At 66.2% G+C, this 25,971-nt stretch carries 17 protein-coding genes, 1 tRNA gene, 3 rRNA genes and 1 riboswitch; of the genes, 5 read left to right on the top strand and 16 right to left on the bottom strand.

The annotated features are described in order from the left end of the window. Positions 1-7: 7 nt before the first annotated feature. The 3 genes from rrf to AAEX60_RS15920 all read right to left on the bottom strand — a co-directional run bounded on the left by rrf (position 8) and on the right by AAEX60_RS15920 (position 5,152). Positions 8-124 (bottom strand): 5S ribosomal RNA (rrf, locus tag AAEX60_RS15910). 74 nt (positions 125-198) lie between these two features. Beyond that, positions 199-3,297, bottom strand: a 23S ribosomal RNA gene (locus AAEX60_RS15915). Between the two features lie 336 nt (positions 3,298-3,633). Then, positions 3,634-5,152: ribosomal RNA gene (locus AAEX60_RS15920) — 16S ribosomal RNA — on the bottom strand. Together the 16S, 23S and 5S rRNA genes form the textbook arrangement of a ribosomal RNA operon. 585 nt (positions 5,153-5,737) lie before the next feature. Next, positions 5,738-5,977, top strand: a riboswitch (cobalamin riboswitch). A gap of 153 nt (positions 5,978-6,130) precedes the next feature. Between AAEX60_RS15920 and mutA the strand changes: the two genes are divergently transcribed. The 3 genes from mutA (at position 6,131) to meaB (ending at position 11,345) form a co-directional block, all read left to right on the top strand. Then, entirely contained in the window at positions 6,131-8,023 is a 1,893-nt protein-coding gene (mutA, locus tag AAEX60_RS15925) for a methylmalonyl-CoA mutase small subunit (RefSeq protein ID WP_342104929.1), read from the top strand. Further along, a complete protein-coding gene (scpA, locus tag AAEX60_RS15930) occupies positions 8,020-10,206 on the top strand; it encodes a methylmalonyl-CoA mutase (protein ID WP_342104931.1) in 2,187 nt (728 codons plus the stop codon). Before mutA ends, scpA begins: the two co-directional genes overlap by 4 nt. Positions 10,207-10,322: 116 nt before the next feature. Continuing rightward, positions 10,323-11,345: a methylmalonyl Co-A mutase-associated GTPase MeaB gene (gene meaB / locus AAEX60_RS15935; RefSeq protein WP_342104934.1), complete on the top strand. Its 1,023-nt coding sequence runs from the start codon at positions 10,323-10,325 to the stop codon at positions 11,343-11,345. Between the two features lie 96 nt (positions 11,346-11,441). Here the strand turns inward: meaB and AAEX60_RS15940 are convergent, their stop codons facing one another. The 3 genes from AAEX60_RS15940 to AAEX60_RS15950 form a co-directional block, all read right to left on the bottom strand. Next, a complete protein-coding gene (locus AAEX60_RS15940; RefSeq protein ID WP_342104936.1) occupies positions 11,442-12,185 on the bottom strand; it encodes an EcsC family protein in 744 nt (247 codons plus the stop codon). Between the two features lie 44 nt (positions 12,186-12,229). Continuing rightward, a complete protein-coding gene (locus tag AAEX60_RS15945; protein WP_342104938.1) occupies positions 12,230-12,547 on the bottom strand; it encodes a hypothetical protein in 318 nt (105 codons plus the stop codon). Between the two features lie 148 nt (positions 12,548-12,695). Then, positions 12,696-13,112 (bottom strand): SRPBCC family protein, encoded by a 417-nt coding sequence (locus AAEX60_RS15950; protein WP_342104940.1) that lies wholly within the window; start codon positions 13,110-13,112, stop codon positions 12,696-12,698. Between the two features lie 224 nt (positions 13,113-13,336). On the opposite strand from AAEX60_RS15950, the gene AAEX60_RS15955 reads away from it, so the two are divergent. Further along, positions 13,337-14,302 carry a hypothetical protein gene (locus AAEX60_RS15955; protein ID WP_342104942.1) on the top strand — a complete coding sequence of 322 codons (966 nt, stop codon included), beginning with the start codon at positions 13,337-13,339 and terminating at the stop codon, positions 14,300-14,302. 22 nt (positions 14,303-14,324) lie between these two features. On the opposite strand, the gene ypfJ is transcribed toward AAEX60_RS15955, so the two are convergent. After that, positions 14,325-15,212, bottom strand: a complete 888-nt coding sequence (gene ypfJ / locus AAEX60_RS15960; RefSeq protein WP_342104943.1) for a KPN_02809 family neutral zinc metallopeptidase — start codon at positions 15,210-15,212, stop codon at positions 14,325-14,327. A 159-nt stretch (positions 15,213-15,371) separates the two neighbouring features. Here ypfJ and AAEX60_RS15965 point away from each other — a divergent pair, with 159 nt between their 5' ends. Further along, positions 15,372-16,067 (top strand): NUDIX hydrolase, encoded by a 696-nt coding sequence (locus AAEX60_RS15965; protein ID WP_342104945.1) that lies wholly within the window; start codon positions 15,372-15,374, stop codon positions 16,065-16,067. 89 nt (positions 16,068-16,156) lie between these two features. Here the strand turns inward: AAEX60_RS15965 and AAEX60_RS15970 are convergent, their stop codons facing one another. The 9 genes from AAEX60_RS15970 to mfd form a co-directional block, all read right to left on the bottom strand. Beyond that, a complete protein-coding gene (locus AAEX60_RS15970) occupies positions 16,157-17,023 on the bottom strand; it encodes a Bax inhibitor-1/YccA family protein (protein WP_342104948.1) in 867 nt (288 codons plus the stop codon). 383 nt (positions 17,024-17,406) lie between these two features. Further along, positions 17,407-17,480, bottom strand: a tRNA-Leu gene (locus AAEX60_RS15975). Positions 17,481-17,582: 102 nt separating this feature from the next. Beyond that, entirely contained in the window at positions 17,583-18,494 is a 912-nt protein-coding gene (locus tag AAEX60_RS15980) for a Ppx/GppA phosphatase family protein (protein ID WP_342104950.1), read from the bottom strand. Next, positions 18,494-19,021 (bottom strand): DUF501 domain-containing protein, encoded by a 528-nt coding sequence (locus AAEX60_RS15985; protein WP_342104952.1) that lies wholly within the window; start codon positions 19,019-19,021, stop codon positions 18,494-18,496. The genes AAEX60_RS15980 and AAEX60_RS15985 overlap by 1 nt, the downstream gene beginning before the upstream one ends. Beyond that, positions 19,022-19,669, bottom strand: coding sequence for an FtsB family cell division protein (locus AAEX60_RS15990; RefSeq protein ID WP_342104954.1), 648 nt, complete (start codon positions 19,667-19,669; stop codon positions 19,022-19,024). Between the two features lie 30 nt (positions 19,670-19,699). After that, complete coding sequence (gene eno / locus AAEX60_RS15995) at positions 19,700-20,983, bottom strand: phosphopyruvate hydratase (RefSeq protein ID WP_342104956.1); 1,284 nt, start codon at positions 20,981-20,983, stop codon at positions 19,700-19,702. 116 nt (positions 20,984-21,099) lie between these two features. After that, positions 21,100-21,693 carry a MazG family protein gene (locus tag AAEX60_RS16000; protein ID WP_342105012.1) on the bottom strand — a complete coding sequence of 198 codons (594 nt, stop codon included), beginning with the start codon at positions 21,691-21,693 and terminating at the stop codon, positions 21,100-21,102. A gap of 47 nt (positions 21,694-21,740) precedes the next feature. Next, positions 21,741-22,265, bottom strand: a complete 525-nt coding sequence (locus AAEX60_RS16005) for a hypothetical protein (RefSeq protein ID WP_342104958.1) — start codon at positions 22,263-22,265, stop codon at positions 21,741-21,743. A 67-nt stretch (positions 22,266-22,332) separates the two neighbouring features. Then, positions 22,333-25,938 carry a transcription-repair coupling factor gene (gene mfd / locus AAEX60_RS16010; RefSeq protein ID WP_446721329.1) on the bottom strand — a complete coding sequence of 1,202 codons (3,606 nt, stop codon included), beginning with the start codon at positions 25,936-25,938 and terminating at the stop codon, positions 22,333-22,335. Between the last annotated feature and the right edge of the window lie 33 nt (positions 25,939-25,971).

Below are 25,971 nucleotides of genomic sequence, written 5' to 3' on the forward strand. Positions count from 1 at the left end.
TTTGTAAGTCCGGCGGTGTCCTAGTCTCCCACAGGGTCCCCCCTGCAGTACCATCGGCTCTAAAAGGCTTAACTTCCGGGTTCGGAATGGGACCGGGTGTTTCCCTTTTGACATGACCACCGAAACACTATGGAAATATCAGTCGTTCCCGACCGTATTTCGGGAACCGTACAGTGGACGCGAACATCGTTGTAGGTTTGATACAAGCCCTCGGCCTATTAGTATCGGTCAGCTCCACACATTGCTGTGCTTCCACATCCGACCTATCATCCCCGTGGTCTACAGGGGGCCTTACCAGATTGTTCTGTGGGAACCCTCATCTTGAAGCGTGCTTCCCGCTTAGATGCTTTCAGCGGTTATCACTTCCCAACGTAGCCAACCAGCCGTGCTCTTGGCAGAACAACTGGCACACCAGAGGTTAGTCCGTCCCGGTCCTCTCGTACTAAGGACAGCTCTTCTCAAGATTCCTACGCGCGCAGTGGATAGGGACCGAACTGTCTCACGACGTTCTAAACCCAGCTCGCGTGCCGCTTTAATGGGCGAACAGCCCAACCCTTGGGACCGACTCCAGCCCCAGGATGCGACGAGCCGACATCGAGGTGCCAAACCATGCCGTCGCTGTGAGCGCTCGGGCAAGATCAGCCTGTTATCCCCGGGGTACCTTTTATCCGTTGAGTGACGGCGCGTCCACATGCCACCGTCAGATCACTAGTCCCGACTTTCGTCCCTGCTCGACCTGTCGGTCTCACAGTCAAGCTCCCTTGTGCACTTACACTCAACACCTGATTGCCAACCAGGCTGAGGGAACCTTTGGGCGCCTCCGTTACCTTTTGGGAGGCGACCGCCCCAGTCAAACTACCCATCAGGCACTGTCCCTGAACCAGATCATGGTCCTAGGTTAGATATCCAGAACAGCCAGAGTGGTATTTCAACGATGACTCCACAACCACTGGCGTGGCCGCTTCACAGTCTCCCACCTATCCTACACAAGCTGTACCGAACACCAATACCAAACTATAGTAAAGGTCCCGGGGTCTTTCCGTCCTACTACGCGTAACGAGCATCTTTACTCGTACTGCAATTTCGCCGAGTTCATGGTGGAGACAGCGCCCAAATCGTTACTCCATTCGTGCAGGTCGGAACTTACCCGACAAGGAATTTCGCTACCTTAGGATGGTTATAGTTACCACCGCCGTTTACTGGGGCTTAAGTTCACCGCTTCGCCGAAGCTAACAGTTCCCCTTAACCTTCCAGCACCGGGCAGGAGTCAGTCCGTATACATCCTCTTTCAAGTTGGCACGGACCTATGTTTTTAGTAAACAGTCGCTTGGGCCTGGTCTCTGCGACCCTCCACGCTTCACCGCGCAAGACGGCTAACGCATCGGGTCCCCCTTATCCCAAAGTTACGGGGGTATTTTGCCGAGTTCCTTCACCATGATTCTCTCGATCGCCTCGGTATTCTCTACCAATCCACCTGTGTCGGTTTAGGGTACGGGCGGCTCACAACTCGCTCACGAAGCTTTTCTAGGCAACATAGGATCACCCACTCACCACACACAGTGTGGCTCCTCATCATGTCTCAGGCATACAGACGGCGGATTTGCCTACCGTCAACCCTACACACTTGACCCGGGACAACCATCGCCCGGGATGGGCTACCTTCTTGCGTCCCTCCGCAGCTTGCCTACTACACCCTCGGTTCACAGACTCACCAACACATCACCCGAAGGATCCGTGCCGGCTCGCGTGCTTAGCATCAGATGATTCAGCATGGACGTTGTTTCGCCGGTACCAGAATATCAACTGGTTGTCCATCGACTACGCCTGTCGGCCTCGCCTTAGGTCCCGACTTACCCAGGGCAGATTAGCTTGACCCTGGAACCCTTGGATATTCGGCGGACGGGTTTCTCACCCGTCATTCGCTACTCATGCCTGCATTCTCACTCGTGTGCACTCCACGGACTGGGTCACCCCGCCGCTTCACCGCACACACGACGCTCCCCTACCCACCCACACACCTGCCTTACAGAGGTTATTGTGTGAGTGCCACAGCTTCGGTGGATAACTTGAGCCCCGCTACATTGTCGGCGCGGAATCACTTGACCAGTGAGCTATTACGCACTCTTTCAAGGATGGCTGCTTCCAAGCCAACCTCCTGGTTGTCTGCGCAACTCCACATCCTTTTCCACTTAGTTATCTCTTGGGGACCTTAGCTGATGATCTGGGCTGTTTCCCTCTCGACTACGAACCTTATCGCCCGCAGTCTCACTGCCACGCTCTCACTTCCCGGCATTCGGAGTTTGGCTGATTTCGGTAAGCTTGTGGGCCCCCTAGACCATCCAGTGCTCTACCTCCGGAAAGAAACACGCGACGCTGCACCTAAATGCATTTCGGGGAGAACCAGCTATCACGTAGTTTGATTGGCCTTTCACCCCTATCCACAGCTCATCCCCTCGGTTTTCAACCCAAGTGGGTTCGGTCCTCCACGACGTCTTACCGTCGCTTCAACCTGGCCATGGATAGATCACTACGCTTCGGGTCTAGAGCGTGCGACTGTATCGCCCTGTTCGGACTCGCTTTCGCTACGGCTACCCCACACGGGTTAACCTCGCCACACACCACTAACTCGCAGGCTCATTCTTCAAAAGGCACGCCGTCACCCTCACGGGCTCCGACGGATTGTATGCGATCGGTTTCAGGTACTATTTCACTCCCCTCCCGGGGTACTTTTCACCTTTCCCTCACGGTACTTGTCCGCTATCGGTCACCAAGGAGTATTTAGGCTTAACGGGTGGTCCCGCCAGATTCACGCGGAATTTCAGGGGTTCCGCACTACTTGGGGTAACACTCACAAGTGCACAACATACGGTTACGGGACTCTCACCCACTCCGGTCCAGCTTCCCAACTGATTCACCTTCGCTGCACATTTCTCACTTGTTGATCACATGACAGTATGATCCGAATGGCCCCACAACACCGCGCATGCAACACCTGTCAGCTATCACACACACACGGTTTGGCCTCCTCCGCTTTCGCTCGCCACTACTCACGGAATCACTATTGTTTTCTTCTCCTACGGGTACTGAGATGTTTCACTTCCCCGCGTTCCCTCCAACTGCCCTATACATTCAGGCAGAGGTTGCCGGACACAACTCCGGTAACTTCAAGGTTTCCCTATTCGGAAATCCCAGGATCACAGCTCGTTTACCAGCTCCCCAGGGCTTATCGCAGGTTACAACGTCCTTCATCGGCTCTTGGTGCCTAGGCATCCACCGATCGCACTAAGTAGCTTGTAAAAAAACACTACAAAGATGCTCGCGTCCACTGTCCAGTTCTCAAAATACGGGCGACACCACCACCAACAACCACAACAGTCATCAGTATGCGGTTCGACACAGAGAGCGTCACCATGCGTGACCGACCCCTCAGAACCCCAACAGCGTGTCACACCCCTCCTCACGGACACCACCTCGTTCCACACCCCAAAAGGGCAGTACTAGAAACAACATCCACTCAGACGAGTGCATTGGTCAATGTTCCACAATCCAGAGCCACGACCGGCCAACAACGTGCGTGTTGGAACCAGCGTGAATGACAAACAACACAACGGCTGCCTGTACAAAGCTCCTTAGAAAGGAGGTGATCCAGCCGCACCTTCCGGTACGGCTACCTTGTTACGACTTAGTCCTAATCACCAGTCCCACCTTCGACAGCTCCCCCCCAAAAGGGTTGGGCCACTGGCTTCGGGTGTTACCGACTTTCATGACTTGACGGGCGGTGTGTACAAGCCCCGGGAACGTATTCACCGCAGCGTTGCTGATCTGCGATTACTAGCGACTCCGACTTCATGGGGTCGAGTTGCAGACCCCAATCCGAACTGAGACCGGCTTTTTGAGATTCGCTCACCCTTACAGGCTCGCAGCTCATTGTACCGGCCATTGTAGCATGCGTGAAGCCCTGGACATAAGGGGCATGATGACTTGACGTCATCCCCACCTTCCTCCGAGTTGACCCCGGCGGTCTCCAATGAGTCCCCACCACTACGTGCTGGCAACATTGGACGAGGGTTGCGCTCGTTGCGGGACTTAACCCAACATCTCACGACACGAGCTGACGACAGCCATGCACCACCTGTGTACCGACCAAAAAGGGGCCTCCATCTCTGAAGGTTTCCGGTACATGTCAAACCCAGGTAAGGTTCTTCGCGTTGCATCGAATTAATCCGCATGCTCCGCCGCTTGTGCGGGGCCCCGTCAATTCCTTTGAGTTTTAGCCTTGCGGCCGTACTCCCCAGGCGGGGTACTTAATGCGTTAGCTGCGGCACGGATCACGTGGAATGTGACCCACACCTAGTACCCACCGTTTACGGCGTGGACTACCAGGGTATCTAAGCCTGTTTGCTCCCCACGCTTTCGCTTCTCAGCGTCAGGAAAGTCCCAGAGAACCGCCTTCGCCACCGGTGTTCCTCCTGATATCTGCGCATTCCACCGCTCCACCAGGAATTCCGTTCTCCCCTAACTTCCTCTAGTCTGCCCGTATCAGAAGCAGGCTCAGGGTTAAGCCCTGAGTTTTCACTTCTGACGCAACAAACCGCCTACAAGCTCTTTACGCCCAATAATTCCGGACAACGCTCGCACCCTACGTATCACCGCGGCTGCTGGCACGTAGTTGGCCGGTGCTTCTTCTACGCATACCGTCACTCTCGCTTCGTCTGCGTTGAAAGCGGTTTACAACCCGAAGGCCGTCATCCCGCACGCGGCGTTGCTGCATCAGACTTCCGTCCATTGTGCAATATTCCCCACTGCTGCCTCCCGTAGGAGTCTGGGCCGTATCTCAGTCCCAATGTGGCCGGTCGCCCTCTCAGGCCGGCTACCCGTCGAAGCCTTGGTGAGCCACTACCTCACCAACAAGCTGATAGGCCGCGAGCCCATCCCAAACCAAAAAATCTTTCCAACAACCACCATGCGATGAAAGCTGAATATCCAGTATTAGCCACCGTTTCCGGCGGTTATCCCAGAGTCTGGGGCAGGTTACTCACGTGTTACTCACCCGTTCGCCACTCGTGTACCCCGAAGGGCCTTACCGTTCGACTTGCATGTGTTAAGCACGCCGCCAGCGTTCGTCCTGAGCCAGGATCAAACTCTCCGTTGAAAAATATCGACAACCACCAAAGGCGGCAACGTCGTCACATCAACAAGTTCGAAACCCGACATACCAGAAAACTGGCAAATCAAAATTCCATACTCAAAGAAACCATAACCACCAACCAAACCCCCACAAAAGGGATCCAATCAATGGCCACGGGTAAATTTAGGCATTGACCTTAGACACGCTGTTGAGTTCTCAAGTTTCGGGCACGACCCGCGCTCACATCCCACGACGCTCGCTTGGGGCAACTCGACAACCTTACCGGCAATCTTTCGGAGTGTCAACTCCGATCCTCGACCGGCTGGCAGTGGGCCATGCGTCGCAACGCCTGACTTCCTGCCGTGGACTGCCTTGCGGCAACCCGTTCAACTTTAGTTCATCGAACTTTCCGTTGCAAATCCGTCGTTTCCGGCGGATCTGGCGCCATCATGCCCCGGGCTTGGCCGGAGCGGCAGGCGCGAGAGAAGACTATAGCCACTCCGCGGCGCGTCGTCCACTCGGCGCCGAGACGGTCGACCGGGCGCGCCTACGGTCTGACCACAAGTGCCATTTTCTCACCCCGCCACCCCCGCGCAGACAGGCCTCCCGCTAGGGTTTGAAGTGCTGGTTCGACCTGTGCACGCAGGCCGACGCAAGAGGGAATCCGGCGAGAATCCGGAACTGTCCCGCAGCGGTGAGTGGGAACGACACCACCCGTCCGGCATGCGAGGGATCGCACGCCACCGGACGAGCAGCACTGGGTCTGGGCCTGGGAAGCGGTGGTCGAGGAAGACGCCTTCGGGCGAAGTGCCCACGAGTCCGAATACCTGCCAGCGGCGTCGTACCCGCCAGGTGCGAGCGCAGGGGCGCCGGCCCCGGGATCAGTCCTGCAGGGTGTTCCCGGGCTCACGCGTCACCACCAGAACGGAACCGAGGAGTCCACACGTCAGGTCGGTCACCCTTCGGGGGAGCCGACGACAACCTCATCGGAGCAGGAGTCCCATGACAACGACTGAGCCGGACGCCCGCGGGGGTGCTGGAGAGTTCAAGCTCGCCAGCGACTTCGCGAAGCCGGGGATGGACAAGTGGCGCGAGGCAGCCGCCAAGGTCCTGAACCGCGGACGTCCAGAAGACAAGCTACTGACCGGTGACCAGGCGGTTGCCCGACTGGTCACCACCACCGTCGACGGCGTGGAGATCGCGCCCATCTACACGCTGGAGGATGCCCCGAAGGAGCTGGGCTACCCCGGCGTCGCCCCCTTCACCCGCGGCACCACAGTGCACAATGGCGAGGCCGACGCGTGGGATGTGCGGGCCCTGCACGAGGATCCCGATGCGGCCTTCACCAGCCAAGCGGTGCTCACCGACCTGGAGCGCGGCGCCAGCAGCCTGTGGTTCCGGGTTGACCCCGACGCCATCAAGGCCGAGGACCTGGCCCGCACACTGGAGGGCGTGCTGCTGGAGCTGATCACCGTCGAGGTGTCCAGCCGTACCGACCAGGAGGCCGCCGCCGAGGCGCTGCTGCAGGTCCTGGACGCCAGCGACAAGCCGCGCAACCACAAGTCCGCCGTGCTGGGCCTGGACCCGATCGGTCTGGCCGCCCTCAACGGCACCACTCCCGAGCTGGGCGCGCTGGCCGAGTGGGTCAAGAAGCTGGACGGGATGCGGAGCTCCCGCGCCATCGTCGTGGACGCCACCATCTGGCACAACGCCGGCGCCGGCGACGTGCACGAGCTGGGCTACGCGCTGGCCACCGGTGCCGAGTACGTCCGGGCACTGATCGACCAGGGGCTCACCCCCGACCAGGCCTTCGACGCGATCGACTTCCGGGTCACCGCCACCGTCGACCAGTTCGCCACGATTGCCCGGCTGCGCGCGCTGCGCACCTGCTGGTCCAAGGTGGGCGAGGTCTTCGGGGTCTCCGAGGCCAAGCGGGGTGCCCGGCAGCACGCCGTCACCTCCTGGCGCGAGGTCACCCGCGACGACGCCTACGTGAACATGCTGCGCGGCACCATGAGCACCTTCGCCGCCGGTATCGGTGGCGCCGAGGCGATCACCGTGCTGCCCTTCGACACCGCGTGGGGCCTGCCCGGCGACTTCAGCCGTCGCATTGCCCGCAACACCCAGGTGATCCTGGCCGAGGAGTCCAACATCGTCCGGGTCAATGACCCGGCGGGCGGCTCCTGGTATGTCGAGTCCCTCACCAAGAAGCTGGCCGAGGCCGGCTGGGCTGTCTTCGGCAAGCTCGAGGCTGCCGGTGGCATGGCCAAGGCCGTTGTCGACGGGCTTGCCAAGACCGAGCTGGAGCCGGTGATCGCCGAGCGCGCCAAGCGCCTGGCCACCCGCAAGAAGCCGATCACCGGTGTCTCCGAGTTCCCGAACATCGAGGAGCTGGACGTCACCACCGCCCGCCCCCGCCCCGAGGCCCCGGCCTTCGCCGGGCTCGAATGGCACCGGGACTCCGAGGTCTTCGAGGCCATGCGCGACGCCGTCAAGGCCCAGCCCAATGCCTCGGTCTTCCTGGCCTGCCTGGGCCAGCGTCGTGACTTCGGTGCCCGGGAGGGCTTTGCCGGCAACCTCTTCCACGTTGCCGGGCTGCCCACGCCCAAGGCCGAGGGCGGCTCCACCGAGGAGATCGTCGCGGCCTTCAAGCAGGCCGGCACGCCCGTTGCCTGCCTGTGCTCCAATGCCAAGGTCTACGCCGAGCAGGCACTGCCCGTCGCCAAGGCCCTGAAGGAGGCCGGTGCCAAGACCGTGTACCTGGCCGGCAACCTGAAGGAGCTGGGCGAGGGCGCATCCGAAGCCGAAGGAGTCATTGACGGCACCGTCGCCCTGGGCGTCGACGTCGTCACTCTGCTCGGCACCACCCTCGACACGTTGGGAGTCTCCAAGTGAGCACCGAGGTTCGTTTCGATTCCGTCCCGCTGGACGAGCAGGCCATCCCGGCCGACGCCCAGGCCCAGTTCGAGCAGCTGCTCGCGCAGGCGCCCGCCGTCGAGCAGTGGGTGACCCCCGAACAGCTGCCGGTTGAGCACATCTACGGCACGGACGTCTACGAGGGCATGGACTTCCTGGAGACCATGCCGGGCATCCCACCCTTCCTCCGCGGCCCGTACGCCACCATGTACACCAACCAGCCGTGGACCATCCGCCAGTACGCCGGCTTCTCGACGGCCGCCGAGTCCAATGCCTTCTACCGTCGCAACCTGGCGGCCGGGCAGAAGGGCCTGTCGATCGCCTTCGACCTGGCGACCCACCGGGGCTACGACTCCGACCACCCGCGCGTCTCCGGCGACGTGGGCATGGCCGGCGTGGCCGTCGACTCGATCCTGGACATGCGCCAGCTCTTCGACGGCATCCCGCTGGACCAGATGAGCGTCTCGATGACCATGAACGGCGCCGTGCTTCCCGTGCTGGCGCTCTACGTGGTGGCGGCCGAGGAGCAGGGGGTGAAGCCGGAGCAGCTGGCCGGCACGATCCAGAACGACATCCTCAAGGAGTTCATGGTTCGTAACACCTACATCTACCCGCCGCTGCCGTCGATGCGGATCATCGCGGACATCTTCGCCTTCACCAGCGCGAACATGCCCAAGTTCAACTCGATCTCCATCTCCGGCTACCACATGCAGGAGGCCGGAGCGACGGCCGACATCGAGATGGCTTACACCCTGGCCGACGGCGTGGAGTACATCCGCGCCGGCGAGTCCGTGGGCCTCCAGGTGGACAAGTTCGCTCCCCGCCTGAGCTTCTTCTGGGCGATCGGCACCAACTTCTTCATGGAGGTGGCCAAGATGCGTGCGGCTCGCATGCTCTGGGCCCGCCTGGTGAAGCAGTTCAATCCGCAGAACCCGAAGTCGATGAGCCTGCGCACCCACTCGCAGACCTCCGGCTGGTCCCTGACCGCGCAGGATGTTTACAACAACGTGGTGCGCACCTGCATCGAGGCGATGGCCTCCACCCAGGGCCAGACGCAGTCCCTGCACACCAATGCCCTCGACGAGGCCATTGCGCTGCCGACAGACTTCAGCGCCCGGATTGCCCGCAACACCCAGCTGTTCATCCAGCAGGAGTCGGGCAACTGCCGCGTGATCGACCCGTGGGCCGGCTCCACCTACGTGGAGAAGCTGACCCAGGACCTCGCGGAGAAGGCCTGGGGCCTGATCCAGGAGGTCGAGGAGGCCGGCGGCATGGCCAAGGCCATCGAGCAGGGCATCCCGAAGATGCGCATCGAGGAGGCCGCCGCCCGTACCCAGGCGCGGATTGACTCGGGCCGTCAGCCGGTGATCGGCGTCAACAAGTTCCAGCTGGACAAGGACGATCCGCTCGACGTGCTCAAGGTGGACAACGCCAAGGTGCGTGCCGAGCAGATCGCCAAGCTGGAGAAGCTGCGGGCCGAGCGGGACGAGGCCGCCTGCCAGGCCGCCCTGGAGAAGGTCACCTGGGCGGCTGCCAACCCCGACCCGACCGACCCGGAGCGCAACCTGCTCAAGGTCGCGATCGACGCGATGCGTGCCCAGGCCAGCCTGGGTGAGCTGTCGGACGCCCTGGAGAAGGTCTTCGGCCGCTACACCGCGCAGATCCGCACGATCAGCGGGGTCTACTCCAAGGAAGCGGAGGGTTCGACCGTGATGGAAGAGGCTCGCAAGGCCGTCGAGGCCTTCGAGGAGGCCGAGGGACGTCGTCCTCGCATCATGATCGCGAAGATGGGCCAGGACGGTCACGACCGGGGCCAGAAGGTGATTGCCACGGCCTTCGCCGATCTCGGTTTCGACGTCGACGTGGGCCCGCTCTTCCAGACCCCCGAGGAGGCTGCCGCCCAGGCCGTTGAGGCCGATGTGCACGTGGTGGGCGTCTCCTCGCTGGCAGCCGGACACCTCACCCTGGTGCCCGCGCTGCGCGCCGAGCTGGACAAGCTCGGCCGTCAGGACATCCTGATCGTCGTCGGCGGCGTGATCCCGGAGCAGGACTTCGAGGATCTGCGCAAGGCCGGTGCGGTTGACATCTACCCGCCGGGCACCAACATCCCGTCGTGTGCGGTCAGCCTGATCGAGAAGATGCGCCAGGCGATGGATGCCTGAGAAGGCAACTGGCTGAACGCCTCGGGCGGTTCGAGTTCGCTCGGGCCGCCCGAGGCGCTTTTTCCCGCACAACCCCATAGCATCCGATTGAAGAACCCGACTCGAAGGAAGCAACGATGCCCCGCACGTTCGACGTCCCGAAGCTGGCCGAGGGAGTCCGCGCCGGAGACCGCGCCGCCGTGGCGCAGGCCATCACCCTGGTGGAGTCCAAGTTGCCGGCCCACCGGCCGATGGCCCGCCAGCTGTTGACCGATCTCACCAACGCCCCGACACATGCCGTCCGGGTGGGCATCTCCGGTGTCCCCGGGGCAGGCAAGTCGACCTTCATCAACTCCATGGGGCAGCGGCTGATCGAGCAGGGGCACAAGGTGGCGGTGCTGGCGGTGGACCCGTCCAGCACCCGCACCGGCGGCTCCGTGCTGGGTGACCGGACCCGAATGGGCGAGCTCACCCAGAGCAGCAATGCCTTCGTCCGTCCCTCCCCCAGCGGCAATCACTTGGGCGGCGTCGCCCGCGCCACCCGCGAGGCGATGCTCGTGGTGGAGGCCGCGGGTTACGACGTGATCATCGTCGAGACCGTCGGCGTCGGCCAGTCGGAGGTGGCGGTGGCCGGCATGGTGGACACCTTCCTGATGCTGGCCCTGGCCCGCTCCGGTGACCAGCTGCAGGGCATCAAGCGCGGCATCCTGGAGATCACCGACGTGATCGCGGTCAACAAGGCCGACGGGGACAATGCCGGCGAGGCCAGGGTCACTGCACGGGAGCTGAGCATTGCGATGAAGCTGGTGCAGCAGTCCGGTGACCGGCGGGTGCCGGTGCTCACCTGCTCCGCACTGCAGCGGATCAGCCTCGACGAGGTCTGGCAGGCCGTGCTGGACCATCGCGCCTGGCTCGAGGAGAATCGCGGTCTGGCGCAGCACCGGGCCGAGCAACAGGTGGTGTGGATGCACTCCCAGCTCGAGGCGACGCTGTTGGATTCCATGCGTTCCAGCGAGCACCTGCGGGAGCTGAACCGCCAGTTGGAGGACGACGTGCGCCACGGCCGCACCAGCGCCATGGAGGCCACCGCGGACTTCCTGGCCGACTTCGCCCAGGAGGTGCCCACGATGGACTGGGCCCGAGGCAAGAACAGGCTCTGACCCCGCGCCGACCGCGGAGCCGACAAGCTCCGAGAACGTTAGAGCGGCCCCGCAGGAATCAACTCCTGCGGGGCCGCTCTCGTCCGGGCTGGTGCCTCACAGACTCGGATTGGGTCCCTCATTGGCGGCGGGCGCCGCGTAGGTGGGGAACTCCTTGAGCGCCTGCTCGGCGATCTTGTTCATCATGTAGCCGTCGAGCACGCCGCCCACGGCGCCACCGACCACCGGGACCCCCTTGCCCAGCTTGGCCAGGGTTCCCTGCCCGACGCTCTTCAGCAGCCGGAAGCCGACCGCCTTGTTCACCATCATCATGGCCGGGCGGGGAAGGTTGCGCAGCGCCATGGTGGTCAGGCGTCCGGTACCGGTCACCACACCGGCCTTGGCCATCACGTCCTCCGCATTGGAGCCCACCAGGGTGAGCAGGATCGCGGTGCGGATGTTGGGCTGGCTGATGTCGTAGCCGCGCAGCGTGGCGATGGCGGCGGTCATCCGGGTGGCCTGCACGTAGAACTCCAGCAGGTTGGCGGGGATCGCCACCGGCATGGTGATGAAGCCGCCCAGGCTGGTGACCAGCCCACCGGCGGCGCCGGAGGTGATGTGGCTGCGCACCACCTTGTTGACCGCCTTGTCCACGTCACCACCGGCAGACTCCAGGGCGTCGTGGGCCACCGCGGAGGCGGAGTCGAACGGCTTTCGGCCGTCGATGCCGATCTGGAGGATGTTCTCGATCAGCTTGGTGATCGCGTTGTCATCACCCGCCGGGTCATTGGCCTGGTCCAGGGCACTGCGGGTCACGCTGACGTCGTGCTTCTGGCCACGCAGGATGTCGAAGATTCCCATGGGTTCTCCCTTGTCGTCGAGTCAGGTTGGCGGCGAGGAGCTGGTCAGCCGCGGTCGGGGCGGCCGTCGCCGTCCCGATCCGAGATCAGGCCCTGCGACTCCATCTCAGTACGGTACTGGTTGCGCACCGCGCGGCTGGTGCGGCCCGGCAGGCCGATCCCCCAGCCCAGCAGCAGGCCGCCAAGAGCGGCCAGACCGACGGTGTAGTAGATCCGGTTGGTCGGGTCACCGACGCCGGTGTTGTAACCGCGCACCGCTGCCATCAGCTTTCCCATGTCCCAGATCACGTTCACGAGGATGGCGCCGCCGGCAATCAGCGCGGCGAGCCCCAGTAGCATCAACAGCCATTTCAGAAACTTCATGGCACGAGCGTATCGGCCACCACCCTGCCCGGGGGCCGGCTGGGCCCGCCGGAGGCCGGGTTTCGCCCAGAGCGTCAGGCCGGCAGGGACGGGATGGGCCGCCCCACCACGGTGGTGGGGCGGCCCAGATGATGCCTGCTGGCTGGGGTCAGAGCGCGTCGTCGGCGATCCGGTCCAGCGCCTTGGTCCAGTGCTCGGTCAACCATTCCCGGTCGGCGTCGTCGGGCAGCTTGTCGTGCACGATCTCCAGTTCGGTGGACTGGTCATCGACGGCGCGGAGTTCCAGGTCCACGATGGTGGCCGGGGCATCCTGGTCACGATGCCAGCTGAACCGGATCTGCTCCAGCGGGTGGAAGCTGCGGGTGACACCGTGGGTGCCGTCGTCGGCCTGCCAGGTGTGGCCCTTGTCACCAAGTTTTCCGCCGGGGCCGAGGAGGGCTTCGGTGCCCTCGTCGGTCAACAGCACCTTCCAAACGTCCTTGATGGGGGTGGACACCTGCCGGCTCACGCGAACCGCGGTGTCCTGCGACGAGCCTGGTGCCTCGCCAGCAATCTGCTCGGACATGTCGGGACCTCTTTCTTGCTGCCATAGCAATCTCGAGAATCCACCGGCCCCGGTCTTGGGAACCGGTGTAACGAGAGCCTAGCCCTCCCGGCAGGCCTTCGGAAGGAATTCGCGGGGCCAAGTGAGCAATGTCACCGAGCGCTTGAACACACGTTCACAAGGGAAAACATGCCTCGACGTCGGAGCTGGCGGGAGGCGACACGGACGCCGGGTAGGCTTGCCCGGTGCTTGGAGCGAGCGGGCGTCGACGGTGTGGGGCAGGCCTGGTGGGCCTGGGGTTGGCGCTGGCCCCGACGGCCTGCAATCCGGCCACGCCGCCCGCCTCCCCCGCTGCCTCCACGCCGGCCAGCGCCAGCCCCAGCGCTTCGACCGCCGTGGACCTGACCCGGCCCAGGGCCGCGCGTCGAGCCGTGGACCAGCTGGTCAGGGCCGCCGATGGACTGCCCGTGATCAAGGTGGACGTCACCGCCACCACGGCCACTCTGAGCGCCCTGAAGGACGGCAAGGTGGTGGCCTGGGCCTGGGCCGACGGCAAGGTCGAACCGGCCGAGAGCGACATCGCCTACATCAAGCAGGCCAGCTTCACCCCGGCCGACTACAACCTGGACGACGTCGGCGCACTGTTCCAGCAGGCGGCCCGGATCTCCGGCTCCAACACCAACCAGGAACTGCAGATCGTGGAGTACGACCACGGCGAGGTGCTGATGACGGTCACCACTCGGCCCGAGTCGATGCCGGTCTTCCTGCGCCCCGACGGGTCCCCGATCAACCGGCTGGACTTCGGCACCGCAGCCGGCTTCGCCGAAGGGCTGCGCGACGCCACCACGGGCCAACAGCGGGTGCTGGCGCTCGGCTGGGACGCGTCGGGAGGGTTTTGGGCGGACACCCCGGGCACCCAGGAGGGCGTGGTGGACCGCCGCACGCGGCAGGCCAGGGTTCCGGCCTGGGAATCCTCCCGCAAGGCCGACGCCACCGGGCCGAGCTTCCCGCCGTCGGTGGTGGACCCCGAGGTGCTGGCCCGGCTGGTGGCGAGCCTGCCCCAGAGCACCGGTCACCCCGGGGAGCAAGTCAGCTTCGAGATCTCCCGGCGCTATCAGATGGCCTTGCCGGTGATCACCTTCGACGTCGGCGGGCAGAAGGTGGTCACCACGCTCGGCGGAACCGAGATCACCCGGGTGGCCGGCGGCTGAACGCCGGCCCGCGGCGGGTGGATCAGGACTCGAGGTCCTGGGCGGTCATGGCGGTGGAGCAGACCTTCGGGTCACCGGAGGTGAAGCCCTTGCCAACCCAGTTCTGCCGCATCTGGGCCGAGCCGTGGGTCCAGCTCTCCGGGTTGACCTGACCGGTGGTGCTGGACTGGATCCGGTCATCACCCACCGCCGCGGCGGCGTCGACGATCCGGTTCAGGTCATCCTGCTGGATGCCCGAGATGATGCCGGTCTGGTCATTGGTGGCCGCATTCTTGAACCACACGCCCGCATAGCAGTCGGCCTGCAGCTCGGTGCGCACCGCCATCGAGTCCGGGCCGCTCTGCTGGCCGCCGGACTGGGACTTGGCCAGGTCACCGGTCATGTTGGAGATGTGGTGGCCGTACTCATGGGCCAGGATGTAGGCCTCGGCGGCCGGGCCACCCTGGGCGCCCAGCTGCTGCAGCAGCTGATCAGCGAACTCGGTGTCGATGTAGACCTTGCGATCACCGGGGCAGTAGAACGGCCCCACCTGGGAGGTGGCCGCACCGCAGGCGGTGTTCACCCGGCCGCTGAAGGAGACCGTCGGGGCCTTGACGTACTGGCCCTGCTGGAACTGGGTGGCCCAGTAACCCTGGATGGAGTTCACATAGGCAACCCACCGGCACTCGCGGTTCTTGGCGATGTCGGCGCCCGTCTTGCACTCGGCGTACTGGTTGGCCTGCTCACCGCTCTGGGTGGCAGCATCCTGCGTCGCACCACCCAGCAGGTCGTTCGGATTGAAGCCGAAGATCAGGCCCAGGATCATGATGATCAGACCGAGGCCGCCGCCGATTGCGACACCACCGCCGCCACCGCCGCCCGCGGACTGCATCTGCGAGCTGTCCAGCGTGGCATTCTCATTGAACTGCATCGTTGCCCTTCCTTGGCCGAGCCGACGGCCCCAGACCGCCATGCACGGTCAGCCTACCCAACGCCACCGACACCGCAGTGCAGTGACGGGCACTCTCGCTGACGGCGAAGCCCGGCATGGCAGGTTCGACCCGCGCGGCGAAGATGACATGATTGCCCAATGCGCATCATCGGAGTCGGTTCACCCGGAACCGGGGAACTGGTGCGCTTCCACGTCGAGCACGGCCAGCACCCACACCAGCAGCTGTGGCGACGCGGGCTGGTGATGACCGACCTGCTGAGTGCCCGGATGGACGACGGTGAGGTGGTGCTCACCGCCCGGGTCCAGCCGCGGCACGCCACCTCCCGCCCGCCGCGGATCAAGCACCGCGGCATCGACCCCGACCTAGCCCTGCTGCCCGACGAGTTGCCCGTCGAGAACCAGCGGATCGCGGCCTACGCCGTGGTGCGCTCGTCGCGCGGCGTGCTGGGCACCGAATGCAGCGAGAAGACGGCCGTACCGGGCCTGTGGCAATTGCCCGGCGGCGGACTCAATCCCGGGGAGTCGCCGTCGGAGGCGCTGATCCGGGAGGTGGCCGAGGAGACCGGCCAGGAGGTCCGCATCAACCGGTTGATAGACCTGCAGAGCGACCACTGGGTGGGCCGGGCCCCCAATGGGGTACTGGAGGACTTCCACGCCCTGCGGATCATCTACACCGCCACCTGCCTGTCCCCCACCACCCCCTCGGTGGTGGACGTGGACGGCACCACCTCCCAGGCCGCGTGGATCCCGCTGCGCAGCTGGCGTTCCCTGCCCTGGACGTCGGGCGCCCGCTCCCTGCTGGACAAGCACCTGGACGGCGTCCCCACCTGGTGACTTCCTGCCCCTGACGACGCACAACCTGTGAGGACGCAGAACGGCCCGCACCCCGAGGGGCTGCGGGCCGTTCCGGGTGCTGGCTGCGGTCAGCGACGGAAGTAACTGAGCAGGCGCAGGATCTCGGTGTAGAGCCAGACCATGGTGACGGTGATGCCGAAGGCGGCCCGCCAAGCCTCACTGGCCGGGGCATTCATGGCGATGCCCCGCTCGATGTCGTCGAAGTCCACCACCAGGTTGAACACACCCAGGCCGACGCCGATCAGGGCCGCGACCAGGCCGATGACACCGGACCGCATGCCCAGGTCAATGCCGAAGATCGACAGCACGAAGTTGATCAGCATCACGCCGGCGAAGGCCGCGGTGCCGATGAAGACCATCCGACGCATCTTGTTGCTGACCCGAATGTTGAAGAACTTGTAGGCGGCCAGGGTGGCCCCGGCGGCGGCGAAGGTGCCGAGCACGGCCTGCACCACGATGCCGGGGTACATCCCCTCGAACATGAAGCTGAAGGCGCCGATGAACACGCCCTCGATCAGTGAGTAGGCCAGCACCAGGGCCGGGCTGATCTTCTTGCGGGCCGAGACCAGCAGCACGGTCACGAAGCCGACCAGACCGCTGACCACCAGCGCGCCGTAGGTTGCGGGCTGCAGCACGGCGTAGTCCAGGGTGCCGAGGAAGAAGAAGGTGGCGGCCGCGGTGGCCATCAGCGCGAGCATGGTGACACCGGTCTTGTTGACCACGTCGTCCAGGCTCATCGGCGGCTCCATGGTGCCCTGCGGCTGCTGGAACTGCTGCGGCTGGCCATAGCCGGGCTGGGCATAACCCTGGGGCGCGTAGCCCTGGGGCGCGTAGCCGGGCTGGCCGTAGGGCTGCTGGGGGAAGGGCTGCTGCGCGTACGGCTGCTGGGTGCGGGCCGTGAACGCGTCGGGGCGGGAAAGAATGGGGTTGGCCATGGTGGCTGGGTTCCTCCTGGTCAGGGACGTGCCTTCAGTGTACGTAACGCCCGGAGCCGGGCCGGGATTCCTCAGGCAACCCTGAGACGCCCCTGATGAGCGACGGGTTCCGGCAGTCCCACCCGGGTTCCGGCACGGGCCCGGCCTCCCACCGCGGCCAACCACCCCTCGCTCGTTCCTCGCTCGGGGGGCCAGGCCCATCCACGGCCGCGGCCGGGAGGCCGGGCCCGGACCGGAACATTCCCGCTGTGGTTGCGCTTCCTCGCGTTCGGCGCCCTCGACAAGCTCGGGGACCGTGGCTGGGTGTGGGCTCGGGGACCGTGAGCCGAGGGGCGGTTGGCCGCGGGGCAAAGCCCCAAGCCACACCAAGCCCCCACCACCAGTACCCCCGATGGGACTCGAACCCACACTTGGGCGGGTTTAAGCCGCCTGCCTCTGCCGGTTGGGCTACGGGGGCCCAAGAAGCCAGTCTAGGGGCGTGGCCTCGACGGGCTCGGCCGGCGTCAACAGGTTCGGGCGGCGTCAGCAATCTCGGCCAACGTCGCAGCCTCGGCCGACGTCAGCCCAACAGGCCCATCGCCAGGGCGTCCAGGATGTCGGACTCGCTGACCACCATCGGCTCCGCCACGCGGGCAACGATCCGGGACAGGATCAGGGCGCCGGCGCAGATCACCTCGGCACGCTTGAGCGGCAGGCAGGTGGTGGCCTCGATCTGCTCCGCCGGGGTGGCGAGCAGGTCGGCGGCCAGCCGCTGGATCTGGCGGGGTTCCAGCCGTGATCCATGCACCAGCTCCCGCTGGTATTCGGCCAGTTCCTGCTGGATGGCCGACAGGCTGGTGGCGGTGCCGGCCACGCCGATGAAGCGCTGCACCGCGTCGAAGGCGACTCCGCTGCGGTCCAACAGGCCGTCGATGAAGGCAGTGGCGGCGGCAATCTCCTCGGCGGTGGGCGGATCGCTGTGCAGGAAGCGTTCCCGCAGCCGCACCGAGCCCATGTCCAGACTGATGGCGTGCTGGATCTGGGCGTCGCGGCCGCCCTGGATGAGCTCGGTGGAACCGCCGCCGATGTCGATCACCAGCACCGGTTCGGCGTCGGGATGGACGCCGGCCAGGGCGCCGGCAAAGCTGAGCGCCGCCTCCTCGTCGCCGGGGATGATCTCCACCTCGACGCCGAGCCGTTCCCGAATGCCGGTGAAGAAGGTCTCTCGGTTGTGGGCGTCGCGGGCGGCGGAGGTGGCCACGAAGCGCACCCGCTGACAGCCGAAGCTCCGGATCCGCTGGGCATAGTCGTCGACGGCGGCGAAGGTGCGGCGCAGCGCGTCGGGATGGAATTCGCCGGTGGCGTCGACGCCCTGCCCCAGCCGGACCAGTTCCAGCCGGCGGTCCAGCTCCGCCATCCGGCCGTCGGGACCGGCCTCGGCGATCAGCAGCCGGATGGAATTGGTGCCACAGTCGATGGCGGCGACGCGCATCAGTTGCCCTCGGTGGGTTCGGGCGACGGGGAATCCTGCAGGCAGGGGCGGGTCCAGAAATCGCCCAGCGCGGCCACCGCCTCGTCGCCCAGCGGGTTCACGCCGGGGCCGGCGGCCAGCGAATGGCCGACCAGCACGTGCAGGCACTTGACGCGGGTGGGCATTCCGCCGGCGCTGATCCCCTGGATCTCCGGCACCTCGCCCAGCGCGGCCCGGTCGGCCAGGTAGGCCTCGTGCGCGGCCCGATAGGCGTCGGCCAGCTCCTCGTCGGTCTGCAGCCGCTGGCTCATCTGGGCCATCAGGCCCGAGGCCTCCAGCGTGGAGCAGGCCGACGTGGCGCGGGGGCAGGTCAGGTAGTAGGTGGTGGGGAAGGGGGTTCCGTCGGGCAGCCGTGGCTGGGTAGCGACCACGCCCGGCTGGCCGCAGGGGCAGCGCCAGGCGACGCCGGCCACGCCGCGGGGCATTCGGCCGAGCTGCTCGTGGATCGCCTGTTCGTCGGCGGGGGTCATCGGTTCGAGCTGTGCCATCTATCGCTTCTTCGTGGGAGTGGGGGTGGGGGTGGGGGTGCTGCCGGGTTCGGGGGAGGCGGTGACCACGGGTTCCTTGCTGCCGGGGGCCACCAACGGCTCGTCGGCGGTGGCGATGGAGCCGGACAGCCGGTCCCACCACGCGGTCTCGTGTTCGCCGGCGGGCAGGGTGCGGGTGGAACTGATGCTCACTCCCCCGCCCAGCGGTTCCCCATTGGCGTCGACGACGCGGTAGCCCACCTCGCCGGGCACCACCCAGCCGAGCCGTTCCCGGGCCTGGGCCTTGACGAAGTCCGGGTTCTTCCACCGCTCGATCTCGTCGGCCAGCTCGGCATTGGCCCGGGTGCGCTCGGCGATCTGCTGCTGGGCCACGGCCAGTTCCCGCTCCTGGCGCAGATAGACCCGCAGGCTGGAGCCGAAGCTGATCAGCAACACGGCGCACACCACCAGCAAGGCGATGGCGCGACGGGTGAACCCCGCGCCGCGGATCAGTCGGGGAACCGGGGTGGCGGCAGGCAGTTGCGTGCCGTCGGGACGCTCCACCCGTCGGGTCTGGCGCGGGCTGCGGGAACGGTTCCGGGCAGACGCAACGGCCCGGGTACGCGGCGTACCGCGACCCGGACCGTTGTGGGTGGGCTTGTTGACCATCTACCCAGTGTTACAGGTCCTGACGAATGCTCAGGCCTTGAAACGCGGGAAGGCGGCCGCGCCGGCGTACACCGCGGCGTCGTCGAGGTCCTCCTCGATCCGCAGCAGCTGGTTGTACTTGGCGACGCGCTCCGAGCGGGCCGGGGCGCCCGACTTGATCTGGCCGCAGCCGAGGGCGACGGCCAGGTCGGCGATGGTGACATCCTCGGTCTCACCCGAACGGTGCGACATCATCGAGCGGAAGCCGGCGCGGTGGGCCATGGTGACGGCGTCGATGGTCTCGGTCAGCGAACCGATCTGGTTCACCTTGACCAGCAGGGCGTTGGCGGCATTCTCGTCGATGCCGCGCTGCAGGCGCTCGACATTGGTCACGAACAGGTCGTCGCCGACCAGCTGCACCTTGTCGCCCATCTGCTCGGTCATCTTCTTCCAGCCGTCCCAGTCCTCCTCGTTCAGCGGGTCCTCGATGGAGACCAGCGGGAAGTCCTCGACCAGCTTCGCGTAGTAGGCCACCATCTCGTCGGCGGACTTCTTGCCACCCTCGAAGCTGTAGGTGCCGTCCTCGTTGTAGAACTCGCTGGCGGCGACGTCCAGGGCCAGGGCGATCTCCTTGCCGGGCTCGAAGCCGGCCTTCTTGATGGCCTCGACGATCAGCTCCAGCGCGGCGCGGTTGCTCTCCAGGTTGGGGGCGAAGCCGCCCTCGTCACCCAGACCGGTGGCCAGGCCCTTCTCCTTCAGCACGGACTTCAGGGCGTGGTAGACCTGCGCACCGTGCTGCAGGGCCTCCTTGAAGCTCTCGGCGCCGATCGGGGCGATCATGAACTCCTGGATGTCCACATTGCTGTCGGCGTGCGAACCACCGTTGAGGATGTTCATCATCGGCACGGGCAGCATGTTGGCGGTGGGGCCGCCCAGGTAGCGGTACAGCGGCAGGCCGGCCGACTCGGCGGCGGCGTGCGCGACGGCCAGGGAGACGCCCAAGATGGCGTTGGCGCCCAGCTTGGCCTTGTTGTCGGTGCCGTCCAGCTCCAGCATGGCCTGGTCCAGCAGACGCTGCTCGGAGGCCTCGAAGCCCAGCACCTCCTCGCCGATGGTCTCGACGACATTCTCGACCGCCTTCAGCACGCCCTTGCCGTCGTAGCGCTTCTTGTCGCCGTCGCGCAGCTCGACGGCCTCGAAGGCGCCGGTGGAGGCACCCGAGGGAACCGCGGCGCGGCCTTCGGCGCCGTCGTCCAGGATGACCTGGACCTCGACCGTGGGGTTACCGCGGGAGTCCAGGATTTCCCGGGCGTCAATGAATTCGATGGTTGCCATCTGATCTGCCTTTCGCAAGATGGAAAATGTTCCACCTGCAGCCTAGCGGCCCATTCCCGCGGGCGGCATTGGAGGTGCCAGAAAGAATGCGGCGTTCGCTTCTGGGTAACTCGGGCTTAACCCCTGGCGCCGGAAGCCTGCTCCGCGGCCAGCACCTGCGCCTCGAAGGCGCGCAGGGCATCGCGGGTGGCCTGGTCCGCGTCGACGCCGCTGGCCTGGGCCCGCTGCACCAGCCGCAGCACCTGCCGGCCCACCTCGTCGGCGGTGATCGGCTCGTCGGCCAGCTCCACCGCGACGTCGTGATTGCGCACCCGGGAGGTGACCTTGGTGGCCCGGGCCAGCGCGGACAGTTGCTGGGCGATCCCGTCCAGGCTGGAGGTGCGCCCCTTCTCGGCGCGCTTGCGCTGCTCCCAGGAAGCCATCATGTCCGCGGGGACCTCGGCGTCGGTGAAGACATAGGGGTGCCGGCGGACCAGCTTGTCGGCAATGTCATGCGCGACGTCGTCCAGATCGAAACGTCCCTCCCGGGCGGCGATCTCGCAGTGGAAGACCACCTGCAGCAGCAGGTCGCCCAGTTCCTCGCGCAGGTCGGCGTCGTCACCGGACTCGATGGCGTCCAGCACCTCCCCGGTCTCCTCCACCAGGTAGGTGGCCAGGCTGCGGTGCGTCTGCTGGGCATCCCACGGACACTCGTCGCGCAGCCGGTGCATCACCCCGGCCAGCCGCGCCACCTGGTCACCAGCGGGATCCGACGGATTCACTGGCCGCCGAAGACCTTGCCCTGCCCCAGGTCCTCCATGCTCAGCGAGCCGGAGGAACTGGCGAAGGCACCCTTGTCCCGGTCCCAGGTGCCGAAGACCGGGTTGACCTGCACGTCCAGCCCCTTGATCGCCGTGGACAGCTTCTCCTTGCCCAGCTTCTGGGCCAGGGCCGCATAGTCGGCGAAGCCATTCACCGCGGCGGCGCACTCGGGATTGGCCAGCAGGGGCTCACCCTGCAGCTGCTTCAGGGCCTCGGCGCGCATGGCGGGTGTGATCTCGACGCGGGTGGCCTGCGCGGCCCCGCGGGCCAGCTCCTTCATCAGCAGCATGTTGGCCACCTGCGGCTTGATCATGGTGGCGTCCTGCTGGATGATCCCGGCGCACCCCTTGGCCGAGTCCTCCACCTGGCTGATCCGGGTGGTCTGGCCGTCCACCTGGAAGGCGGTGCTGCCAGTGGGGGTACCGCAGCCGGCGAACAACGCCAGGGCCATCAGGGGAACCGCCACGCGAGCTGACTTCATCTGTTGTCCTTCCGGAATGCCCGTTCCTGTGCGTTGCCGGGCCGTCGTGGTGATTGTAGCCGTCGGTTCAGGAGCCGTCCGCAGCCGGCGTCGGGACGGCGTCGAAGATGTCGACGAGCACCCGGGTGGCCCACCGCAGCAGGTCGAGGCCCACCACGGGCTGGCCCAGCACGGGCGCCGTGGTGGGCCGCGGGACCAGCAGGAAGCCGGCCTGGCGCTTGATCACGCTGCCGGGGTACAGCCGGCCCAGCCGCAGCTCCCGGGAGTCGGTCAACGACGCGGGGGCAAAGCGGATGTTGTTGCCCTGGCCCACCACCTCGGTCAGGCCGACCGAGCGACACAGCAGCCGGAAGCGGGCCACTTCCAGCAGCACCTCGGTGGGGCCGGGCAGCGGGCCATAACGGTCGGCCAGTTCAGCCCGCACCTCCGCGATGTCGGCCTCGCTGCGCACCTCGGCCAGCCGCTTGTACATCTCCAGCCGCAGCCGCTCGGACTCGACGTAGTCATTGGGCAGGTTGGCGTCCACCGGCAGCTCGATCCGCATCTCCGGCTCGGGTTCGGCGTCGGGATCACCGCGGAAGTCGGCGACTGCCTCCCCCACCAGCCGGATGTAGAGGTCGAAGCCGACGTCGGCGATGTGACCGGACTGCTCCCCGCCCAGCAGGTTGCCGGCGCCGCGGATCTCCAGGTCCTTCATGGCAATCTGCATGCCGGCGCCCAGGTCCGTGTGCGCCGCCATGGTGGCCAGCCGGTCATGCGCCGTCTCGGTCAGCGGCTTCTCTGGCGGGTACAGGAAGTAGGCGTAGCCCCGTTCCCGGCCGCGGCCCACCCGGCCGCGCAGCTGGTGCAGCTGGGACAGGCCCATCAGGTCCGCCCGCTCGATCAGCAGGGTGTTGGCGGTGGAGATGTCCAGCCCCGCCTCGACGATCGTGGTGGAGACCAGCACGTCGGCCCGACGCTCCCAGAAGTCCTGCATCACCTGTTCCAGCTGGTGCTCGTTCATCTGCCCGTGCGCGGTCACGACGCGCGCCTCGGGCACCAGTTCCCGCAGCCGGGCGGCGGTCTTCTCGATGGACTGCACCCGGTTGTGCACGTAGAAGACCTGCCCCTCCCGGGCCAGCTCGCGGCGCACCGCCGCCACCACCTGCGCCTCGTCATAGGGACCGGCAAAGGTGAGCACCGGGTGCCGCTCCTCCGGCGGGGTGGCAATCACACTCATCTCCCGGATGCCGGTGATGGCCATCTCCAGGGTGCGCGGGATCGGGGTGGCGGACATGGCCAGCACGTCCACATTGAGCCGCAGCTTCTTCAGCGCCTCCTTGTGCTCGACGCCGAAGCGCTGCTCCTCGTCGATGATCACCAGGCCCAGGTCCTTGAACTGCACCTCGCCGCTGAACAGCCGGTGGGTGCCCACCACCACGTCCACCTTGCCCGACGTGATGCCCTCCTTGACAGCCTTGGCCTCGGCATCGGTCTGGAAGCGGGAGAGCTGGGCCACGTGCACCGGGAAGCCGGCATAACGCTCGGCGAAGGTGGCGTGGTGCTGGGTGACCAGCAGCGTGGTGGGCACCAGGATGGCCACCTGCTTGCCGTCCTGCACGGCCTTGAAGGCGGCGCGGACCGCAATCTCGGTCTTGCCATAGCCCACGTCGCCGCAGATCAGCCGGTCCATCGGGACCACCTGCTCCATGTCCTGCTTGACCTCCTGGATGCAGGCCAGCTGGTCCGGGGTCTCGACGTAGTTGAAGGCGTCCTCCAGCTCCCGCTGCCAGGCGGTGTCCGGGCCGAAGGCATGCCCCCGGGTGGCCTGCCGCGCGGCATAGAGCTTGATCAGCTCGGCCGCGATCTGCTTGACCGCCTTGCGGGCCCGGGACTTGCGCTTGTTCCAGTCCGCGCCACCCATCTTGTCCAGCGTTGGGGACTCGCCGCCCACATAGCGCGTGACCTGGTCCAGCTGGTCCATCGGCACGAACAGCCGGTCCCCCGGTTGACCACGCTTGCTGGCCGCGTACTCGATCACCAGGTATTCCCGGGTGGAGCCGGCCACGGTGCGCTGCACCATCTCCAGATAGCGGCCGACGCCGTGCTGCTCATGCACCACCGGGTCCCCGGTCTTCAGCTCCAGCGGGCTGATCTGGTTCTTGCGCCGGCTGGGCATCTTGCGTTCGGACTTGTCGGCCGGCTTGTTGCCGGCCAGGTCCCCGGTGGTGAACAGGCTCAGGCCCAGGCCGGGCACCCGGAAGCCGTGCCGCTGGCTGGCCGGGACGATGGTGACGGTGCCCCGTTCCGGCTCGGCCACCAGGGCGTCGGCGATGTGCGAGCCGATCTCGTGGTCGGTCAGCACCTCGCTCATCCGGCTGGCCAGGCCCTTGCCCTCCACGCCCAGCACCACGGCATCCCCGGCCTTGACCGCCTGGGCGATCTCGGCCACCGCCGCCTCGGTGTCGCCCTTCCACAACTCGGTGGCCTGCCAGGCCAGGCTGTGGGAGTCGACGCCGTCGGTGGCCAGGTGGGACAGGTCGATCAGTTCGCCGTCGTCGGCGATGGTCGGGTCCGCGGCGCGGGGCGCGGGGCCAGCGGTGAAGCTGGACAGGCTCCACCAGGCCTGGCCCCGGTGCAGCGCGTGCGCCCGGACGTCGGCCAGTTCCCGGTAGGCTGAGGCCCCCAGGTCGATCGGTGCCTTGCCGCCGGCGGCCGCCGCCGCCCAGGAGGCGTGCAGGAATTCCTGGCTGGTCTGCACCAGGTCATGGGCGCGGCTGCGGACCAGCTCCGGATCGCTGACCAGCACGACGGCGTCGGCGGGCAGCACGTCCACCAGCAGTTCCAGGCCATCCACCAAGGCCGGGGTGAGGGCCTCCATGCCCTCCACCGCATGTCCCTCGGCGATCTTGTCCAGCATCTCCGCCAGCTCCGGATGGTCCGGGAGCAGCGCCCGGGCGCGAGCCCGCACGGCGTCGTCGAGCAGCAGCTCCCGGCAGGGAGAGGCGGTGATCTCGTCCAGCCGGGTGGGCATGGAGCGCTGGTCGGCGACGGTGAAGTGCCGGATCTCCTCCACCTCGTCGCCGAAGAAGTCCACCCGCACCGGGTGCTCCTCCGTGGGCGGGAAGATGTCCACGATCCCGCCGCGGACCGCGAACTCCCCGCGCCGCTCCACCAGGTCAACCCGGTGGTAGGCGGCCCCCACCAGGGCGGTGGCCAGCTCGTCGACGTCGAAGTCCTGACCGGCGACGATCCGCACCGGCTTCAGCTCCGCCAGCCCCTTCACCTGCGGCTGCAGCAGGGAACGCACCGGGGCCACCACCACCCGCGGGGCCGGCAGCTGGTCCTTGCCGGCCAGGCGGCGCAGCACCGCCAGCCGTCGCCCGACGGTGTCCGAGCGGGGGCTCAGCCGCTCGTGCGGCAGCGTCTCCCAGGCCGGGTAGTAGGCCACCTCGTCGGCGCCCAGCCAGCTGTCCAGCTCCGCCGTCAGCTGCTCGGCCTCCCGATAGGTGGAGGTGACCAGCAGCACCGGCCGGCCCAGGGCCTCGGTCAGGGTGGCGGCCAGCGCCGCGCGGGCGGCGGCCGGTGCCGTCAGGTCCAGCGTCGGGGTGGCCGACGCCCGGGAGACTGCCCGGGACAGGACGGGATCGGAGGCGAGCAGGCGGGTCAGGCCGGTCACAGTCACCCGACAAATCTACCCGTCGCCGCCAACCGGCCCGCGACACGC

This window comes from Luteococcus sp. H101, assembly GCF_038433155.1.
Lineage (GTDB): Bacteria > Actinomycetota > Actinomycetes > Propionibacteriales > Propionibacteriaceae > Luteococcus.

Coding starts and splice junctions, on each gene's coding strand:
- mutA (WP_342104929.1), top strand. CDS start 6,131: ATGACAACGACTGAGCCGGACGCCCGCGGGGGTGCTGGAGAGTTCAAG.
- meaB (WP_342104934.1), top strand. CDS start 10,323: ATGCCCCGCACGTTCGACGTCCCGAAGCTGGCCGAGGGAGTCCGCGCC.
- AAEX60_RS15940 (WP_342104936.1), bottom strand. CDS start 12,185: ATGGGAATCTTCGACATCCTGCGTGGCCAGAAGCACGACGTCAGCGTG.
- AAEX60_RS15945 (WP_342104938.1), bottom strand. CDS start 12,547: ATGAAGTTTCTGAAATGGCTGTTGATGCTACTGGGGCTCGCCGCGCTG.
- AAEX60_RS15950 (WP_342104940.1), bottom strand. CDS start 13,112: ATGTCCGAGCAGATTGCTGGCGAGGCACCAGGCTCGTCGCAGGACACC.
- ypfJ (WP_342104943.1), bottom strand. CDS start 15,212: ATGCAGTTCAATGAGAATGCCACGCTGGACAGCTCGCAGATGCAGTCC.
- AAEX60_RS15965 (WP_342104945.1), top strand. CDS start 15,372: ATGCGCATCATCGGAGTCGGTTCACCCGGAACCGGGGAACTGGTGCGC.
- AAEX60_RS15970 (WP_342104948.1), bottom strand. CDS start 17,023: ATGGCCAACCCCATTCTTTCCCGCCCCGACGCGTTCACGGCCCGCACC.
- AAEX60_RS15980 (WP_342104950.1), bottom strand. CDS start 18,494: ATGCGCGTCGCCGCCATCGACTGTGGCACCAATTCCATCCGGCTGCTG.
- AAEX60_RS15985 (WP_342104952.1), bottom strand. CDS start 19,021: ATGGCACAGCTCGAACCGATGACCCCCGCCGACGAACAGGCGATCCAC.
- AAEX60_RS15990 (WP_342104954.1), bottom strand. CDS start 19,669: ATGGTCAACAAGCCCACCCACAACGGTCCGGGTCGCGGTACGCCGCGT.
- eno (WP_342104956.1), bottom strand. CDS start 20,983: ATGGCAACCATCGAATTCATTGACGCCCGGGAAATCCTGGACTCCCGC.
- AAEX60_RS16000 (WP_342105012.1), bottom strand. CDS start 21,693: ATGCACCGGCTGCGCGACGAGTGTCCGTGGGATGCCCAGCAGACGCAC.
- AAEX60_RS16005 (WP_342104958.1), bottom strand. CDS start 22,265: ATGAAGTCAGCTCGCGTGGCGGTTCCCCTGATGGCCCTGGCGTTGTTC.